Source organism: Allobosea sp. 05L423, assembly GCF_056397745.1.
In genome coordinates this window covers 42264-58882 of the sequence record NZ_JBFTOA010000023.1, presented here as the reverse complement: position 1 = coordinate 58882, position 16619 = coordinate 42264, and the positions used below count along the sequence as shown (strand labels likewise).

Annotated in this window: 18 protein-coding genes; 10 read left to right on the top strand and 8 right to left on the bottom strand. The window is 66.3% G+C overall.

The window, feature by feature from the left end; all coding sequences use genetic code 11:
* Positions 1-650: 650 nt before the first annotated feature.
* Together AC1DNE_RS27230 and AC1DNE_RS27225 are read left to right on the top strand one after the other, a co-directional pair.
* Complete coding sequence (locus AC1DNE_RS27230; RefSeq protein ID WP_441473505.1) at positions 651-2672, top strand: M23 family metallopeptidase; 2022 nt, start codon at positions 651-653, stop codon at positions 2670-2672.
* A 110-nt stretch (positions 2673-2782) separates the two neighbouring features.
* Positions 2783-3700, top strand: a complete 918-nt coding sequence (locus tag AC1DNE_RS27225; RefSeq protein WP_441473504.1) for an AEC family transporter — start codon at positions 2783-2785, stop codon at positions 3698-3700.
* Between the two features lie 19 nt (positions 3701-3719).
* Here AC1DNE_RS27225 and gluQRS read toward each other — a convergent pair whose 3' ends face one another.
* Entirely contained in the window at positions 3720-4616 is an 897-nt protein-coding gene (gene gluQRS, locus AC1DNE_RS27220) for a tRNA glutamyl-Q(34) synthetase GluQRS (protein WP_441473503.1), read from the bottom strand.
* A gap of 87 nt (positions 4617-4703) precedes the next feature.
* On the opposite strand from gluQRS, the gene AC1DNE_RS27215 reads away from it, so the two are divergent.
* On the top strand, positions 4704-5348 hold the full coding sequence (locus tag AC1DNE_RS27215; protein WP_441473502.1) for a DNA-3-methyladenine glycosylase family protein: 645 nt from the start codon (positions 4704-4706) through the stop codon (positions 5346-5348).
* Positions 5349-5453: 105 nt separating this feature from the next.
* Here AC1DNE_RS27215 and AC1DNE_RS27210 read toward each other — a convergent pair whose 3' ends face one another.
* Both AC1DNE_RS27210 and AC1DNE_RS27205 read right to left on the bottom strand, forming a co-directional pair.
* The gene (locus AC1DNE_RS27210; protein ID WP_441473501.1) at positions 5454-6233 is read right to left on the bottom strand and encodes an HpcH/HpaI aldolase family protein; all 780 of its coding nucleotides are present in this window, start codon (positions 6231-6233) and stop codon (positions 5454-5456) included.
* 134 nt (positions 6234-6367) lie between these two features.
* Positions 6368-6691, bottom strand: coding sequence for a DUF1476 domain-containing protein (locus AC1DNE_RS27205; protein ID WP_441473500.1), 324 nt, complete (start codon positions 6689-6691; stop codon positions 6368-6370).
* A 321-nt stretch (positions 6692-7012) separates the two neighbouring features.
* Here AC1DNE_RS27205 and purC point away from each other — a divergent pair, with 321 nt between their 5' ends.
* The 4 genes from purC to purQ all read left to right on the top strand — a co-directional run bounded on the left by purC (position 7013) and on the right by purQ (position 9459).
* Entirely contained in the window at positions 7013-7807 is a 795-nt protein-coding gene (purC, locus tag AC1DNE_RS27200; RefSeq protein WP_441473499.1) for a phosphoribosylaminoimidazolesuccinocarboxamide synthase, read from the top strand.
* A 41-nt stretch (positions 7808-7848) separates the two neighbouring features.
* Positions 7849-8433 (top strand): hypothetical protein, encoded by a 585-nt coding sequence (locus AC1DNE_RS27195; RefSeq protein ID WP_441473498.1) that lies wholly within the window; start codon positions 7849-7851, stop codon positions 8431-8433.
* An 84-nt stretch (positions 8434-8517) separates the two neighbouring features.
* Positions 8518-8760 (top strand): phosphoribosylformylglycinamidine synthase subunit PurS, encoded by a 243-nt coding sequence (gene purS / locus AC1DNE_RS27190; protein WP_149131903.1) that lies wholly within the window; start codon positions 8518-8520, stop codon positions 8758-8760.
* Between the two features lie 3 nt (positions 8761-8763).
* Entirely contained in the window at positions 8764-9459 is a 696-nt protein-coding gene (gene purQ / locus AC1DNE_RS27185) for a phosphoribosylformylglycinamidine synthase subunit PurQ (RefSeq protein WP_441473497.1), read from the top strand.
* Positions 9460-9568: 109 nt separating this feature from the next.
* Here purQ and AC1DNE_RS27180 read toward each other — a convergent pair whose 3' ends face one another.
* Genes AC1DNE_RS27180 through AC1DNE_RS27170 form a run of 3 tightly spaced genes read right to left on the bottom strand, consistent with a single transcriptional unit; the run spans position 9569 to position 11099 of the window.
* Positions 9569-10162 (bottom strand): DsbE family thiol:disulfide interchange protein, encoded by a 594-nt coding sequence (locus AC1DNE_RS27180; protein WP_441473496.1) that lies wholly within the window; start codon positions 10160-10162, stop codon positions 9569-9571.
* Positions 10159-10344 carry a heme exporter protein CcmD gene (ccmD, locus tag AC1DNE_RS27175; RefSeq protein ID WP_441473495.1) on the bottom strand — a complete coding sequence of 62 codons (186 nt, stop codon included), beginning with the start codon at positions 10342-10344 and terminating at the stop codon, positions 10159-10161. The genes AC1DNE_RS27180 and ccmD overlap by 4 nt, the downstream gene beginning before the upstream one ends.
* The gene (locus tag AC1DNE_RS27170) at positions 10341-11099 is read right to left on the bottom strand and encodes a heme ABC transporter permease (protein ID WP_441473494.1); all 759 of its coding nucleotides are present in this window, start codon (positions 11097-11099) and stop codon (positions 10341-10343) included. The genes ccmD and AC1DNE_RS27170 overlap by 4 nt, the downstream gene beginning before the upstream one ends.
* A gap of 305 nt (positions 11100-11404) precedes the next feature.
* Between AC1DNE_RS27170 and AC1DNE_RS27165 the strand changes: the two genes are divergently transcribed.
* On the top strand, positions 11405-11647 hold the full coding sequence (locus AC1DNE_RS27165) for a hypothetical protein (protein WP_441473493.1): 243 nt from the start codon (positions 11405-11407) through the stop codon (positions 11645-11647).
* Here the strand turns inward: AC1DNE_RS27165 and ccmB are convergent.
* Together ccmB and ccmA are read right to left on the bottom strand one after the other, a co-directional pair.
* On the bottom strand, positions 11635-12303 hold the full coding sequence (gene ccmB / locus AC1DNE_RS27160) for a heme exporter protein CcmB (protein WP_441473492.1): 669 nt from the start codon (positions 12301-12303) through the stop codon (positions 11635-11637). The genes AC1DNE_RS27165 and ccmB overlap by 13 nt on opposite strands.
* 172 nt (positions 12304-12475) lie before the next feature.
* The gene (gene ccmA, locus AC1DNE_RS27155; RefSeq protein WP_441473491.1) at positions 12476-13099 is read right to left on the bottom strand and encodes a heme ABC exporter ATP-binding protein CcmA; all 624 of its coding nucleotides are present in this window, start codon (positions 13097-13099) and stop codon (positions 12476-12478) included.
* Positions 13100-13318: 219 nt separating this feature from the next.
* Here ccmA and acnA point away from each other — a divergent pair, with 219 nt between their 5' ends.
* Together acnA and AC1DNE_RS27145 are read left to right on the top strand one after the other, a co-directional pair.
* A complete protein-coding gene (gene acnA / locus AC1DNE_RS27150) occupies positions 13319-16018 on the top strand; it encodes an aconitate hydratase AcnA (RefSeq protein ID WP_441473490.1) in 2700 nt (899 codons plus the stop codon).
* A gap of 204 nt (positions 16019-16222) precedes the next feature.
* Positions 16223-16504, top strand: coding sequence for an acyl carrier protein (locus AC1DNE_RS27145; protein WP_038358122.1), 282 nt, complete (start codon positions 16223-16225; stop codon positions 16502-16504).
* Positions 16505-16619 lie beyond the last annotated feature (115 nt).

Here is a 16619-nt window from a genome sequence, read left to right as displayed (position 1 = left end):
CGTGCGCTCTACAAATTCCGACAGGAACTCGCCCGGTGTCCCGGACGTCAGCCCCAGCCTCATCAGGAAGCGCAGAAGAGGCGCCGCTCAGCGGCGGCGCCGTCTCGATGGGTGGCTTATAGGACACCAAAAGAACCCCTGTCAACACGCTCATGAAGCTTTTTTGACGGAGCGCTTCTCTTTTTTCCGAAACCCGCAAAACGGGGCGTTCTCGCGGGTTTTTGGACACCTCGCAGAGTGCGGCACCATCCCCGTTTCGTTGCGCCAAGCGCCCGGCTCATTCTTGGTCTGGATCGACAGCGACAGCCCCACCTGTCTGCAGCTGAATGCCGGATCGGCCCACGGCGCCGCAACCGGCCCGCATTCCCGGAGGCCGCCTATCCATAACAGCGCCTCCATAGTAGCGCTCGCGTGCGCTCGCGCGCGAGCCGGCTCGCACCATCTGCGCTGCGCTTCCCAAAACAGCCGCAATCTCTCCGCACAGGAGATCGTCCACGGCTGAACGGATTGATTCCCGCTTCCGGCACGGGCATGGTCTTGGTGCGCTTTCGTCAGAATGCGCTCCAGGCATCTTCGCCGCAGCGGAGTTCGCCATCGAGGTATCCAGCACCCCGCACGCAGAACAGCCCGCAAGAAGTAGCCCGCACGATATGAACGCCCATCCCGAGTTCGCTCAGCCAGTCGAACCGCTCGCCCCCGAGGCTGCGGCTCTGCTGGTCGATCTCGGGATCGAGCCACCGATCCAGCCCGCCAATTCCCGCCAGCAGCCGCTCGACCGGCGCGGCGTGTCGCTGCGCTGGCTCTTCGCCTGCGCGCTCGTCGGCTCCTGCGGCGCCGCGCTGCTCGGTGCCGCGATCCTCGTCGCGATGCGTGGCGACACAAGCTACCCGGAGCAGCCCGAAACCGTCGCGGTGCGCAGCTCGTCGGCAGCCGGTGAAGGCGGCGGGGCCCGGAAGGCCGACAAGCTCGTCGCCGACCAGCCGATCATGTCGGCACGCCATACGCTGCGTGCGCCGATGTCGCAGAAGGTCGGGAACCGCGAAGTCATCCGCGTCCGTCCCTTCGTCCGGCTGGCATCCGACCTCTCGCTCACCACCGGGGTCTATGCGAGCAATATCCCGCCCTTCAATCCGCTGCGGCTTTTCGCCGAAGGCGGACAGCCCGAAGAGCGCTATGCCGAGCCGGCCCAGGACATGCCCGATGCCGACGTCACCATCGTCAAGCGCGACCTCGGCGACATCGTCATTCCCGCCGGCAAGCCACAGCTGAGCGACAACGACATCACCTCCCAGGTCGAAGAAGAGCGCGCCAATCTGGCCAACTCCGGCCGCCAGCGCGCCCTGCCGATCCCGCCGCAGCTGATGCTCAGCCGCACCCTGACCGGCACGGCCGCCGGCAGCGGCGACATCCTGGCCTATGCGCCGGCGACGGATACGCGCTTCTCCGGCATCGAGGTCCGCGTCGTCCCGGAAAACGTCACCAACGCGCCGAAGACGCCGATCCCGGCCTCCCGCGAGCCGCTCGTCGAGGACAAGCTGGTGATGGCCAAGCGCGGCGAGAATTTCGAGCAGGCCATGCGCGGTGCCGGCGCCACGCCCGAGCAGATCCGAGCGATGATGGCGGCCTTTGGCGGTAAGGTTCGGACCACGGCCCTCCCCGACGGCCAGGTGTTGCAAGTGCTTTACGCGCCCGGGCCGCGCCCCGGCGATGCGCGCCAGATCATGCGTGTCTCCCTGCTGAGCAACGGCCAGCCGGACGGTACGATCGCGATGAACGACAAGGGCGCCTTCGTCACCGTCGATCTGCCGCGTCAGAATCTTGCTCCCCAGCGGCCCCAGCGCCAGGAGACGGAAGAGGACGACGACGAGGAGGGCACCGGCGGCGCCCGCCTCTATGAGAGCCTCTACGAGACCGGCGCGCGCCATGATCTGCCGCGCCCGCTGATCGACGAGCTTGTGCGGATCTTCTCCTACGATCTCGACTTCCAGCAGCGCGTCCATGGCGGCGACAATCTGGAGGTGATCTTCACCGAGGACGACGAGGGTGAGCGCGGCGAGATCCTCTCCGCGACCCTGACCGTGAACGGCGAAAGCCGCCGCGTCTTCCGCTACCAGTCCCCGGACGACGGGCTGATCGAGTATTTTGACGAGGAAGGGAAGTCGCTGAAGAAGTTCCTGCTGCGCAAGCCGATCGCCGATGGCGAGCTGCGCTCGGGCTTCGGCATGCGCTACCACCCGATCATGCGCTATTCGAAGATGCATACCGGCATCGACTGGGCCAACCGGATCGGCACGCCGATCCTCGCCGCCGGCAACGGCGTCGTCACCAAGGCAGGCTGGTCCTCCGGCTACGGCAAGCACACCGAGATCCAGCACGCCAACGGCTACGTCACCACCTATTCGCACCAGTCGAACTTCGCTTCCGGCATCGTGCCAGGCGCCAAGGTCCGCCAGGGCCAGGTCATCGGCTATCTCGGCTCGACCGGTCTCTCCACCGGCCCGCATCTGCACTACGAGGTGCTGGTCAATGGCAACTTCGTCAATCCGATGAAGATTCGCGTGCCGCGCGGGCGCGAGCTGCAGGGGCCGATGCTCGCCGAATTCAAACGTCAGCGCGACGAAGTTCGGGGCCTCATCGAGAAGGCCGGCGGCACGGTCGCTCAATTGCGCTGAGCGCATGGCAGCTCGGCGATCGGGCCGCTGCTAGGCATCTGCAGCTTGACAGCGCCGCCTTCAGACGACACCGCCTGAACAGGCGCTTTCTCTCGTGATGTCACCGGCCGATGCTCGCCTCTCTTCTCGTCGTCCTGCCCGTCTTCGGGCTGATCGGCCTCGGCTATTTCGCGCGCTGGTCGAAGCTGCTGCGTGAGACGACCGGCGAAGGCCTGTCCGATTTCGTCTTCGTGCTGGCCGTTCCCTGCCTCCTGTTCCGCACGCTCGCCAAGGCCGACATCCCCTTGACCCAGCCTTGGGGCTACTGGATCGCCTATTTCGCCGGGCTCGCCGTGGTCTGGGCCTTGGCCATGCTGATCGCCAGCAAGTTCTTCGCGCGGAAGGGGCCGGAGCTGGTGGTGTCGGGTTTCTCCGCCGCGCAGTCGAATACGGTCTTCGTCGGGGTGCCGATGATCCTGAAGGCCTATGGAGATGCCGGCGCCGTCCCGCTCGGCCTGCTGCTCGCCATTCATCTGCCTGTGACGATGACCGTGGCGACACTCCTGGCCGAAGGCCGGTCCGCCTCGATCCCACAGCTGATCAAGCGGCTCTTCACCCATCCGATCATTGTCGGCATCCTGCTCGGCTCGGCCGTGCGCCCCTTCGTCGGCCAGATTCCGGAGCCGGCCTGGACGCTGGTCGATCTGCTGGCGGGAGCCGCCGTTCCCTGCGCGCTCATCAGCCTCGGCATCGCCATGCGCCGCTACGGTCTGGAGTCCGGACTTGCCCTGCCGGCCGTGCTGAGCGGCTTGAAGCTCGGGCTGCACCCGCTCCTGGTCTACGGGCTCGCGACCAAGGTCTTCGACATGCCGGCCCATTGGTCCGGCGTTGCCGTGCTGTTTGCGGCCTGCCCCTGCGGGATCAACGCCTATCTCTTCGCCGAACGCTACCGGCAGGGCGTGGCCGACGCCTCGAGCGCGATTACGCTATCGACGCTGCTGTCGCTGTTCACGACAGCCGCCTGGCTGACCTTCCTCGGCGTCGGCTAGAGAATCCGTCTCAAGGGCCTCAAGCGAAGCCCAACTTCCGGCGGATATCGGCCGGTCGGGCGCCCTTTGCCCTTTGCTCCGACAGGCTTTCCGATTGCCGGCTCTTGGCGAGCTTCCGCCCGTCCTCGCCGAGCAGCAGGCGATGGAAGCGATAGAGCGGCGTCGGCAACCCGAGCAGGCGCTGGAGCACGACATGGATGTCTGTGGCAGCTTCGAGATCGCGGCCGCGGACGATATGCGTCACGCCCTGCAAGGCATCGTCGACGACAACGGCAAGATGATAGCTCGTCGGCACGTCCTTTCGGGCCAGCACGACGTCGCCCCAGCGCTCAGGCCTGGCCAAGACGGTCCGGGTCGCACCGTCTGCATCGAAAACGGCGTAGCTCAGCGCCGTTCCCGAAGCGATCAGCGCCCTGGCCATGTCGAGACGCAGGACATGTGGCTCGCCGGCAGCGATGCGCCGCATTGCCTCCGCCGGCTCGAGCGCCCTGCAGCGACCGGGATAGAGCGGAGCCCCGTCAGGATCGAGCGGCCAGGGACGCCCCGAGCGAGCCTCATACGCCGCCACCTCGGCGCGAATCTCCTGCCGCGAACAGAAGCAGGGATAGACCACCCCTCGTTCCTGCAAGGCACGGAGAGCCACGGCATAGTCGTCGAAATGCTCAGACTGCCTGCGGATATCCGGTTCGAATGCGATTCCCAGCCAGCCGAGATCCTCGACAATCCCCGCGACGAACTCCTGTCGCGAACGGGCGAGGTCGATATCCTCGATCCGCAGCAGAAGACGCCCACCCATCCCTTCGGCCAATGCCTCGTTGGCCAACGCCGACAGCGCATGGCCGAGATGCAGCCGCCCGTTCGGACTTGGCGCAAAGCGGAAGACCGGTTTGCCGGAATCGGGTGGTATGAATGCCATCGCTCCTGTCTAGGAGGCTCGCTGCTACCAGCCAAGCGCGCGCCGCTCCTGACGCAAGCAAGCTCCTGCATCATCAATGCTCATGCGATGACCGAACGAATCACCTGCAACAGCGATCTCGAAGAAGGCATGGCTGCGCTGGCTGCCCTGCACCCGCACTGGCAAGCCATCGTCGAGCGCACCGGGCTGCCGCCGCTCAGGTTGCGCGAGGGCGGTTTCGTTGGCCTCGCCTCGATCATCGTCTCGCAGCAATTGTCGGTCGCCAGCGCTCGCGCGGTCTGGAATCGCTTCGAGAGCGTCTTTGTCCCGCTGACGCCGGAGCGCATGCTCGCCGCCACGGATGACGACATGCGCCTTTCCGGCCTGTCACGGCCGAAGCAGCGCACCTTGCTGGCGCTCTCAGCCGCACTCGTTGAGGAGCGCCTGGTTTTCGAGGCCCTCGAACAGGCGACGCCCGAGGACGTTCATGTGCAGATGACGGCAATCTCCGGCATCGGCCCCTGGACGGCCGATGTCTATCTGCTGTTCTGCCTTGGCCACCGTGACGGCTTCGCCGCCGGCGATCTCGCGATCCAGGAAGCGGCCCGGCACGCTTTCAAACTCAGCGAGCGGCCGAAGGCGGCAGAGCTGCAGGCCATGGCCGAGGCTTGGCGGCCTTGGCGCGGCGTCGCCGCGCGGCTGCTCTGGGCCTACTACGCCATCCTGAAGCGCCGCGAGGGCATCAACGCCTGACCGGGCAGACCGCCGCGCGTCCATTCGGACGCGAAGTGCGATCTGCCTCCGTGTTCGGGCATCGGCTTCACCCGAAAAGTGGAGTCCACTTTTCGGTCCTATGCTTTAGCTGCGCACGATCTTGAGCGCCGTCTGCGTGCCCGCGCGCAGCAAAGCCGAATCGCTCATCACCGTGACCATGCGCGCGCCCATGGCGAGGCCTTGCTTGGCGCGCTCGGCCGTCGCCGCATAGAGCGCAACCGGCTTGTTGACGGCGGACGCCCTGGCGACGACATGCTTGAGCGCCTCGTCGACCTCAGGCGCGGTCGCATCGACTCGTGCACCGCCGGACAAGGCGATCGACAGGTCGGACGGCCCCACGAACAGGGCGTCGATCCCGTCCAGCGCCAGGATGTCGTCGACGATCGCCATCGCTTCGCGCGTCTCGATCATCGCGAAGGTGAGCGAGAAGCCGTTGGCGGCCTTGAGATAGCTGTTCTGGTCGAGTCCGGAAGCCCCGAGGCCGCCATAGCTGCCCCAGCTGCGCTCGCCCATCGGCGGATATTTGGCGTAGGCCGCAAAGCGCCGGGCATCCTCCATGGTGTTGATCATCGGCGCGATGACGCCGGAGACGCCGGCATCGAACAGCTTCGAGACATTCTGGAATTCGCCGACCGGAATGCGCGCGATCGCCGGCTTGCCGGCGGCATTGATCAGCGGGATCGCGCGGATGACCTCGCCCAGCGTGATCGGCCCATGCTGCATGTCGAGCGTGATCGCATCGAAATCCTCCTGCGCCAGGATCGCCGAGATGGAGGGATCGGGCAGGCCGCACCAGGCCGAGACGATGCTGTCCCCCTTGGCGAAACGATCGGCGAGGGAGGAGAGGACGGTGGGCTTGGCCATGGTGCGTTCATCCGTTTGAAACTCCGCCCTTCAGTCGGAGCGGCGGCTTGCGCACGTTGGACCGGGCCGGCCCGGAAATGCAAACGGGCGCCCATGCGCCCGTTTCAGAGACGTCCTGCGTCTGCCGGGATACGTCAGCGCCCGGCCTGGATATCCTCAGCCGCCTTGATGAACAGTTCGGTCATCACGGTGCGGATCTCGGTGTCGGACGTGTTGATATTGGCCAGCGCGAAATCGTTCTTGACCTTGCGCACCACATCCTCGTCGCCGGCTTCCTGGAAATCGGCGACCACGACCGACTTGGCATAGGCCTCGGCATCGGCGCCGCTCTTGCCGAGTTTCTCGGCCGCCCAGAACCCGAGCAGCTTGTTGCGCCGGGCGGTAGCCTTGAAGCGCAGTTCCTCGTCATGGGCGAACTTGTTTTCGAAGGCGTCCTTGCGCTGATCGAAGGTCGTCATGCGGCGTCCATGTCCTCTCACGGGCGGGAATTAGCACTGCTTGACCATATAGGATGCCGGGGCGCCGATAACCAGCCTGATCGCTCCGATTCAGCCCCGCTTAAGCCTGCCCGCGCTGCCGAAAGGCGTTTTGTTGCGTTTACGGCCGAGAGGCTCCATATAGCAGGCGCGTGGTTGTCCTCGGGCATCCCGTGCACGACCGGCGTCTGCGCCGGCCCGAAGATCGATCCGGACCGGATCGCCGGGCCGTGCGGCAGGACCGACATGACCAGGGGCCAAGATCCCGCCGCGACCATATCGCGTCCAGAGAAGGGCCGACCTTTGGATTTCCTCAAGCCACGGTACATCCCAATGAATCGCCGCCGTCGCATCTACGAAGGCAAGGCGAAGGTCCTCTATGAGGGACCCGAGCCCGGTACGCTCATCCAGCATTTCAAGGACGACGCCACCGCCTTCAATGCCAAGAAGCATGAAGTGATCGACGGCAAGGGCGTGCTCAACAACCGCATCTCCGAGCACATCTTCTCGAACTTGAACGACATCGGCGTGCCCACGCATTTCATCCGCCGGCTGAACATGCGCGAGCAGTTGATCCGCGAGGTCGAGATCATCCCGCTCGAAGTCGTCGTGCGCAACGTCGCCGCCGGCTCGCTCGCCACCCGCCTCGGTCTCGAGGAAGGCACGCAGCTGCCGCGCTCGATCATCGAGTTCTATTACAAGAACGACGCGCTCGGCGACCCGATGGTCTCGGAAGAGCACATCACCGCCTTCGGCTGGGCGACGCCGCAGGAGATCGACGACATCATGGCGCTCGCCATCCGTGTCAACGACTTCCTGTCCGGTCTCTTCCTCGGCGCCGGCATCCGCCTCGTCGACTTCAAGATGGAGACGGGCCGCCTCTGGGAAGGCGAGATGATGCGCATCGTCGTCGCCGACGAGATCAGCCCGGATTCCTGCCGGCTCTGGGACATCAAGTCGAAGGACAAGATGGACAAGGACCGCTTCCGCCGCGACATGGGCGGCCTGATCGAAGCCTATTCGGAAGTCGCCCGCCGCCTCGGCATCCTCGGCGAGAACGAGAACCCCGGCCCGACCGGCCCGCGCCTGGTGCAGTGAGCGCCATCGCCCGGCCATTATCGCCACCGAAACGGGAGCGCATGCGCTCCCGTTTTCATGTCACGGCCTTTTTTGCCGCCGGCGTTTTCCTGCTCGCCGGCTGCGCGAACCAGTTCGGCGCCGGGATCGCCGAGCTGCCCGCATCCGAAGGCTGGCACCGGCTGCCGATCGGCTCCTGGGTGCTGAACGACGGCCTCGAGGCCCGCGCGATGGTCTTCTGCCCGCACGAGACCTGCGTCCAGCAGGGTTTTGCCGCGGTGATCGCCCTCGAAGGAGATCAGGCCAGGGACATGGAACGGGCTCTGTCGGAAAGCCCGGCCTCGCTCGGACAGGCTTTCGCCCGACTGGCAGCCGCGAAAGCAGCCGAGCGCCGCAAGGCACTGCGGAGCCAGAAAAACAAAACCGAGCCGAAAGCAGCCCGCAGCGCGACCGATGTCGCCAAGTTCGATTCGGCGGAAGGACGCGGCATCCTCGTTACGATCCGTTCGCTCGACACGCCCGGGCGTCAGGCCGTGACCGCCATTCTCTATGGCCGCGAGGCCAGCCGGCTTGTGGTCGCGCTCGGCGTGAGCGATACGGCCGAGGCCGCGCGCCGGGACGCCGAGGCCGCCTGGCGCAGTCGCTGATTCACGTGAAACGGCGGGAAATGGTTGAGCCCGCCCCGATTCATCGTTAAGGCACGCCCCAACAGCGTTCGTCCGGAGAACCCCATGAAAGCCCGCGTCACCGTCACCCTGAAGAACGGCGTGCTCGATCCGCAGGGCAAGGCGATCGAAGGTGCCCTGAAGTCGCTCGGCATCGACGGTGTCGACTCCGTGCGCCAGGGCAAGGTCTTCGACATCGAGTTCTCGGGCTCGGACAAGGCCGCGGCCGAGGCGTCGCTGAAGGCCGCCTGCGAGAAGCTGCTCGCCAATACGGTGATCGAGAACTACCGCGTCGAGATCGGAGCCTGAACCATGAAGGCCGCCGTCATCACCTTTCCGGGCTCCAATCGTGACGGCGACGTCGCCAAGGCGCTGAACCAGGCCGGCGCCGAAGTCACCCATGTCTGGCATGCCGATACCGAGCTGCCGAAGGGCATCGACCTCGTCGTGCTGCCGGGCGGCTTTTCCTATGGCGACTATCTGCGCACCGGCGCCATCGCCGGCCGCGCCCACATCATGGACGCGACCCGGGCGCATGCCGCCCGCGGCGGCTATGTGCTCGGCATCTGCAACGGTTTCCAGATTGCCTGCGAAGCGGGGCTCCTGCCCGGCATCCTCGTGCGCAACGCCAATCTGAAGTTCGTGTGCAAGCGCCAGCACCTCAAGGTCGAGCGCAACGACACGCCCTATACCCGCGCCTATGCCCCGGGTCAGGCGATCGACGTCTGCATCGCCCATGGCGAGGGCAATTACATCGCCGACGCGCAGACGCTGGCCCGCCTCGAAGGCGAAGGCCTCGTCGCCTTCCGCTATGCGGATGCACAGGGCAACGTCACGCCGGAAACGAACCCCAACGGCTCGCTCAACAACATCGCCGGCATCTATTCGCCGGGCTTCAACGTGCTCGGCCTGATGCCGCACCCGGAAAATCTGATCGATTCGCTGGTCGGCGGCACCGATGGACGCGGCCTGTTCGAAAGCCTCGTCGCGGCGAAGCGCGCGGCCTGAAGCGCGTCATTCTCGGGCAAAGCGTAGCGCAGACCCGAGAATCCCTTTCAGGACAGAACGCCCTTTTCGGCAGGAGATGCTCGGTTCAGGCTCGAGCATGACGCGCTGGTCACCGCGCCTTCAGCGCCTGCTGCAGGAGCTTGGCCGCAGCCTGCTGGTCGAGCGGACCCACATGTTTCTCGATAATGCGGCCGTCCGGCCCGATGACGAAGGTCTCGGGCACGCCGTAGACGCCCCACTCGATCGCCGAGCGCCCGGCGCGGTCGACGCCGACGGCGGAGAACGGATTGCCGAGCGCGCCGAGGAACCGGCGGGCATTCTCAGCCTCGTCCTTGTAGTTCATCCCGACCAGCGCGACCTTGCCCTGCTTCACCGCGTCGGTTTCCGCGAGGCCCATCAGCACGGGATGCTCGACCCGGCAGGGCGCGCACCAGCTCGCCCAGACATTGACCAGCGTCGCCCGTCCCCTACCGAGATCGGCATTGCCGAAGGCCGGCACGGGCTGGCCATCGCGCTGCAACCCTTCCAGCGGCGCGAGCGTGATCGCGGGCGCGGCCCGGCCGATCAGCGCGGACGGCACCGTGCTCTTGTCGCCAGAGAACAGCCCGATGCCGAAGACGATGGCGAGCGCGCCGAAGATCATCAGCGGCACCAGGAAAAGCAGCGGCGAGCGCCGCCGCGGCGCAGTTTCGGTCTGACTCATGACGTCTCCCGGCCAGAGCGGCGGCCGGCGCCGCGGCGCTCCAGCGCGTCGAGCGCCAGCTTCTGGGCGCGGTGATCGCGCAGGATCGCCAGCGTCAGCCCAATCAGGATGAGCGCGGCCGCCCCGTAGGAGGCGATGATGAAGCCGGCATGCGGCCCGATGCCTTCGATGAGCGCGCTCATGCCGGCAATCCCTGTGCCGCGAGCCGGTCGAGCCGCTCGGCTTCCAGGATCGTCAGCGTCCGCACCCGCCGGCGCATGATCTCGGCCCGCATCGCCAGCATGTGCAGCGACAGGGCGAAGAGCGTGAAGCCAACGGCGAGGATCAGCAGCGGCCAGAGCATCGAAGGATGGATCGTCGGACCGCCCATGCGAAGCACCGAAGCCGGCTGGTGCAGCGTGTTCCACCAATCGACCGAGAACTTGATGATCGGCACGTTGACGAAGCCCACCAGCGTCAGGATCGCCACGGCGCGCGCCGCCCGCGACGGCTCGTCCAGCACGCGCCAGAGCGCGATGATGCCGAGATAGATCAGCAGCAGCACCAGCACCGAGGTCAGCCGCGCATCCCAGACCCAGTAGGTGCCCCACATCGGCTTGCCCCAGAGCGCTCCGGTGATCAGGCAGACCAGCGCGAAGCAGGCCCCGACCGGTGCCGCAGCCTTCTGCGCGACATCGGCGAGCGGATGGCGCCAGACCAGCGTGCCAAGCGCCGAGATCGCCATCATCGAGTAGAACATCATGGCGAGCCAGGCTGCCGGGACATGGATGAACATGATCCGGATCGTCTCACCCTGCTGGTAGTCCGCCGGAGCGAACCAGGCGAGATAGAGCCCGGCGACGATAAGCAACGCCGCGGCGGCCGCGAGCCAGGGCAGCAGCGCAGCCGAGAGACGCATGAAGCGCGTGGGATTGGCGAGTTCGATCAGGCTGGCCATCGTTCTGGCGGTATCATCTCGGGCGCAGGTGCCATGGCGGCATGCTTTAGCAATCTCGACCGGTTCCAAGCAATGCGCCCAGCCCGGCTGCGACATCACGAACCTGCGCGTATGCGCGGTGGCGCCAGGCGATCCAAGCCGTTGTCGGACCCGCGCAATTCCGATCGCTCGCTGGTCTCCGCCTTCATCGGCGCCTGCGAACGGATGCCGGCTAATAGTTATCACATTGAAGCAGTTGCAGTTTTTGCTCGCTCTTCTTGCAAGCCCCAGATCGATCCTCTAGCCTGCCCGTCTGGATGCGGGGGATGAAGATGCGGCTTCAGCTATCCGACGAGGTCCAGCGCGAAGTCGAGCAGACGATCCGCTCGAAAGCCAGCCAGTCCCTCGTCATCGATCTCTACGCCACTGCCGAAGAGATCCGCGGCCGGCATGATACCGGCGAGGTCGATCTCGACGCCATCGTCGCTACGGTCGCACGCCTCGCCGCCCAATGCGGTTGCGCGGTCGAGCTCGGAGGAGCCAAAGGCGGCGGCGTTCAGTCGGCCTGACGCAGGGCTGCGGCCGCAGCCACCGTCCCCACCACGACCGCCGCGAGCGAGATCGCGCACAGGATCAGGAAGGGTGTCAGGAACGGCACCGTGCCGCCCAGCGCCGCATTGGCGGCCGAAACCCCGAAGATCAGCACCGGCACCGTCAGCGGCGCGACCAGCACCGGCACGATCAGCCCGCCGCGCCTGAGGCTCGCCGCCAGAGCCGCCCCGCCCGCCCCGATGAAGCTCAGCGCCGGCGTGCCGACCAGCAGCGTCGCGACCAGCGGCAGTACGCCCTCGCCCGGCAGCGCGACGAGCAGCCCGAGCAGCGGCGAGACCAGTGCGAGCGGCAGTCCCGTCGTCAGCCAATGCGCCAGCCCCTTGGCCAGCACCGCGAGCTCCAGCGGCAAGCTCGATGCCCGGATCAGGTCGAGAGAGCCGTCCTCCTCGTCGCTCTGGAACAACCGGTCGAGCCCGATCAGCACCGAGAGCAGCGCACCGAGCCAGAGGATCGCGGGACCGATCCGCGAGAGCAGGTTGAGATCGGGCCCGAGCGCGAACGGCACGAGCACGACGAGCGTCAGGAAGAAGACGAGCGCCAGTTCTCCGCCGCCACCGGCGCGCGATGCCAACGCGAGATCGCGCTTCAGGATCGCGATGAAAGCCCGGCTCATGGGACCAACTCTCCCCGCGCGTCTTCCTCAACCCTCATCCCGAGGAGCCATTCCGGCAGGAATGGCGTCTCGAAGGAGGTTTCAGGAGGCTCCGGGGACATCCGAAGTATCCCCGGAGGCGCACTCTTCGAGCACTCCTCTGGGCTTTGCGGGCGATCCGAAGACAAGTGATTCACGGCCCGATCCTGAGTTCGCGTGCCCCGTCGAGGCCGAGAGGGCCATGCGTCGCGGCGAGGATCGCGCCGCCTGCCGTCAGGTGATCGCGCATCAGGCCGGCGAGCATGGCCTGGGAGGCGGTATCGAGGGCCGACATCGGCTCGTCGAGCAGCCAGTAAGGACGGCGCGAAACCAGAAGGCGCGCCAGCGCCACCCGCCGCCTCTGCCCGGCCGAGAGATAGCCGACCGGCAGTTCCGCTGCATGGGCAAGCCCGACCACGCCCAGCGCCCCTTCCGGTGTGAGAGCCGCGTCGCCGAGGACAGACTGCGCAAAGATGAGATTTTCCCGGGCCGTCAGCGCCGTCTTCAGCCCGTCGCGATGGCCGACGAGATGCGAAACCTCGGCAAGATGCGCCTCCTCCTCGCCACCCTCCAGCCGGATCAGGCCGCCATCCGGCTGCAGCCGCCCGCACAGCATGGCGATGAGGCTCGACTTGCCGGCGCCGTTGCGGCCGGTCAGGGCGATCGCCTCGCCGGATCCGAGGTCGAAGCTCAGCCCTTCGAAGATCAACCGGCCACCGCGGCGGCAGGCGAGATTCTCGGCGAAGAGGCGCGACGGCGGGAATGGAGCTTGCGTCAAGGCAGCGCTGCCGCCGATAGGTTCGACCACATCTCGTTTATCTAGCGCGCTTCTTGGAATTGCTCTATAGAACCCGCGGCTACGCCGCACGCCGATCCGGCGCGGGGCTCGGGCACTCCCGAGGCGGCGCGCGCGTCATGCGCATTAGGCCTTCGAACGGCGCCGTCCGCAAGGGCGAGCCGATCGCGACCGCAACCCCTTGATCAGGATCAAGCCCGAATGGCCTCGCTCGACTCCTTCAAAGCCCGCAAGACGCTGACCGCCGGCGGCAAGACCTACACCTATTATTCCCTCCCCGATGCCGAGAAGAACGGCCTGCCCGGCATCTCGAGGCTGCCCTTCTCGATGAAGGTGCTGCTCGAGAACCTGCTGCGCTTCGAGGACGGCCGCTCCGTCACCAAGGCGGACATCGAGAATTTCGTCGGCTGGCTCGACGACAAGGGCACAGCCGGCAAGGAAATCGGCTTCCGCCCGGCCCGCGTGCTGATGCAGGACTTCACCGGCGTCCCGGCCGTGGTCGACCTCGCCGCGATGCGCGACGGCGTCAAGGCGCTCGGCGGCGACGCCCAGAAGATCAATCCGCTCGTGCCCGTTGATCTCGTCATCGACCACTCGGTCATCGTCGACGAGTTCGGCACGCCCAAGGCTCTCGCCCAGAACGTCGAGCTCGAATACGAGCGCAATGCCGAGCGCTACAAGTTCCTCAAATGGGGCCAGGGCGCCTTCGACAATTTCCGCGTCGTCCCGCCCGGCACCGGCATCTGCCACCAGGTCAATCTCGAATACCTCGCCCAGACCGTCTGGACCCGCAACGAGACGATCGATGGCGCCGAGGTCGAGGTCGCCTATCCCGACACCGTCGTCGGCACCGACTCGCACACCACCATGGTCAACGGCCTCGCCGTTCTCGGCTGGGGCGTCGGTGGCATCGAGGCCGAGGCCGCCATGCTCGGCCAGCCGCAGTCGATGCTGCTGCCGGAGGTGATCGGCTTCAAGCTGACCGGCTCGCTCAAGGAGGGCATCACCGCCACCGACCTCGTGCTCACCGTCACCCAGATGCTGCGCAAGAAGGGCGTGGTCGGCAAGTTCGTCGAGTTCTTCGGCCCCGGCCTCTACAACCTGACGCTGGCCGATCGCGCGACCATTGCCAACATGGGCCCGGAATACGGCGCGACCTGCGGCTTCTTCCCGGTCGACACCGAGACGCTGGACTATCTCACCACAACCGGCCGCAAGGCGGACCGCATCGCGCTGGTCGAGGCCTACAGCAAGGCTCAGGGCCTCTTCGCCACCCCCGAGACGGCCGATCCGATCTTCACCGACACGCTCGCGCTCGATCTCTCGACGGTCCAGCCCTCGATGGCCGGCCCGAAGCGCCCTGAAGGCCGCGTCGATCTCTCCGGTGTCAAGGCCGGCTTCGCCGCCGCGATGGAGACCGACTACAAGAAGGGCGCCGAGCTTTCGCGCCGCGTTCAGGTCGAAGGCGAGGACTTCGACCTCGGTCATGGCGACGTCGTCATCGCCGCCATCACCTCCTGCACCAACACCTCGAACCCCTCGGTGCTGATGGCGGCTGGCCTGCTTGCCCGCAACGCCGTCGCCAAGGGACTCAAGGTCAAGCCCTGGGTGAAGACCTCGCTGGCGCCCGGTTCGCAGGTCGTCGCGGAATATCTGGCGAAGTCCGGCCTGCAGACCGATCTCGACAAGCTCGGCTTCAACCTGGTCGGCTTCGGCTGCACCACCTGCATCGGCAATTCCGGCCCGCTGCCGGCGCCGATCTCGAAGACGATCAACGAGAAGGGCCTGATCGCGGGCGCCGTCATCTCCGGCAACCGCAACTTCGAAGGCCGCGTCTCGCCGGACGTGCAGGCGAACTACCTCGCCTCGCCGCCGCTGGTCGTCGCCTATGCGCTCGCCGGCTCGGTCCAGATGGACCTGACCACGCAGCCGCTCGGCACGGGCTCTGACGGCAAGGACGTCTATCTCAAGGACATCTGGCCCTCCAACAAGGAGATCCAGAGCTTCATCCAGCAGAACGTCACGCGCGCCATCTTCGAGGCCAAATACGCCGACGTCTTCAAGGGCGACGCGCATTGGCAGGCAGTCGATGCGCCGCAGAGCGAGACCTATGCCTGGGACGATGATTCGACCTATGTGCAGAACCCGCCCTATTTCCAGGGCATGCACCAGAAGCCGGATGCGATCACCGACATCAAGGGCGCCCGCGTCCTCGGCCTCTTCGGCGACAAGATCACCACCGACCACATCTCCCCGGCCGGTTCGATCAAGGCCGCCTCGCCGGCGGGCGCATATCTGACCGAGCATGGCGTCGCGGTCGCCGACTTCAACCAGTACGGCACGCGCCGCGGCAACCATGAGGTGATGATGCGGGGCACCTTCGCCAACATCCGCATCCGCAACCACATGCTCGGCCCGAACGGCCGCGAGGGCGGTTACACCATCCACTATCCCAGCAAGGAAGAGCTGCCGATCTACGACGCGGCAATGAAGTACAAGCAGGAGAACGTCCCGCTCGTCATCTTCGCCGGCGTCGAATACGGCAACGGCTCCTCGCGCGACTGGGCGGCGAAGGGCACGAACCTGCTCGGCGTCAAGGCGGTGATCGCCCAGAGCTTCGAGCGCATCCACCGCTCGAACCTGGTCGGCATGGGCGTTGTTCCCTTCACCCTGGCGGAGGGCACCAGCTGGGCCTCGCTGGACCTCAAGGGCGACGAGCTCGTCAGCATCAAGGGCCTGGCCAACGTCAAGCCGCGCCAGATGATGGAAGCCGAGATCACCTATGCCGACGGCTCGGTGAAGAAGGTTCCGATCCTCTGCCGCATCGATACGCTGGACGAGATCGACTACTTCAAGAACGCGGGCATCCTGCACTACGTCCTGCGCGGCCTCGCCGCCTGAGCCGGATACCAGCACCAAAACGTGTCATGGCCGGCGCAAGCCGGCCATGATGCTTTGAGGACCTGCCCCGGTTGTCCTCGCGCCCGCCGCAGTGTAAGGGGGCGTTTCAGTCATCCTCGGTGGCGACTAGGGGCAAGCGCAGGCGACAATCCGGCGCTCGGATGTCGTCCGCCATCACCGACAACAGACGGGAGCACCCGCAGCATGTCCGCCACGTTCGAGACGGTCGCCGGCATTATTTCCGAAACCTGCGATATTCCGCGCGAGAAGATCACACCGCAGAGCCACGCGATCGACGACCTCGGCATCGATTCCCTCGCCTTCCTCGACATCGCCTTCGCGATCGACAAGGCGTTCGGCATCAAGCTGCCGCTCGAGCAGTGGACGCAGGAAGTCAACGAGGGCAAGGCCCCGGCCGAGCAGTATTTCGTGCTCGAGAACCTCTGCAAGCGCATCGACGACCTCGTCGCCGCCAAGAAGGCGTGACGACGGAAGCGTGAAAGCCTCGGTCGAAGCCTGCAGGCTTGCCGGGCTTGAGCCCAAGCGTCGCTCCCGATAGAGCATAGGGGCCGTCGCGCGGATCAGCTGATCCGTGCCGCGG

Excerpts from the sequence above, each read along its gene's own strand:
- gluQRS (WP_441473503.1), bottom strand. The coding sequence starts at position 4,616 with ATGGCATTCATACCACCCGATTCCGGCAAACCGGTCTTCCGCTTTGCG.
- AC1DNE_RS27225 (WP_441473504.1), top strand. The coding sequence starts at position 2,783 with ATGCTCGCCTCTCTTCTCGTCGTCCTGCCCGTCTTCGGGCTGATCGGC.
- AC1DNE_RS27180 (WP_441473496.1), bottom strand. The coding sequence starts at position 10,162 with ATGAGTCAGACCGAAACTGCGCCGCGGCGGCGCTCGCCGCTGCTTTTC.
- AC1DNE_RS27165 (WP_441473493.1), top strand. The coding sequence starts at position 11,405 with ATGAAGATGCGGCTTCAGCTATCCGACGAGGTCCAGCGCGAAGTCGAG.
- AC1DNE_RS27195 (WP_441473498.1), top strand. The coding sequence starts at position 7,849 with ATGCGCTCCCGTTTTCATGTCACGGCCTTTTTTGCCGCCGGCGTTTTC.
- purS (WP_149131903.1), top strand. The coding sequence starts at position 8,518 with ATGAAAGCCCGCGTCACCGTCACCCTGAAGAACGGCGTGCTCGATCCG.
- AC1DNE_RS27230 (WP_441473505.1), top strand. The coding sequence starts at position 651 with ATGAACGCCCATCCCGAGTTCGCTCAGCCAGTCGAACCGCTCGCCCCC.
- purQ (WP_441473497.1), top strand. The coding sequence starts at position 8,764 with ATGAAGGCCGCCGTCATCACCTTTCCGGGCTCCAATCGTGACGGCGAC.
- AC1DNE_RS27205 (WP_441473500.1), bottom strand. The coding sequence starts at position 6,691 with ATGACGACCTTCGATCAGCGCAAGGACGCCTTCGAAAACAAGTTCGCC.
- ccmB (WP_441473492.1), bottom strand. The coding sequence starts at position 12,303 with ATGAGCCGGGCTTTCATCGCGATCCTGAAGCGCGATCTCGCGTTGGCA.
- ccmD (WP_441473495.1), bottom strand. The coding sequence starts at position 10,344 with ATGAGCGCGCTCATCGAAGGCATCGGGCCGCATGCCGGCTTCATCATC.
- acnA (WP_441473490.1), top strand. The coding sequence starts at position 13,319 with ATGGCCTCGCTCGACTCCTTCAAAGCCCGCAAGACGCTGACCGCCGGC.
- AC1DNE_RS27170 (WP_441473494.1), bottom strand. The coding sequence starts at position 11,099 with ATGGCCAGCCTGATCGAACTCGCCAATCCCACGCGCTTCATGCGTCTC.
- AC1DNE_RS27215 (WP_441473502.1), top strand. The coding sequence starts at position 4,704 with ATGACCGAACGAATCACCTGCAACAGCGATCTCGAAGAAGGCATGGCT.
- AC1DNE_RS27145 (WP_038358122.1), top strand. The coding sequence starts at position 16,223 with ATGTCCGCCACGTTCGAGACGGTCGCCGGCATTATTTCCGAAACCTGC.
- AC1DNE_RS27210 (WP_441473501.1), bottom strand. The coding sequence starts at position 6,233 with ATGGCCAAGCCCACCGTCCTCTCCTCCCTCGCCGATCGTTTCGCCAAG.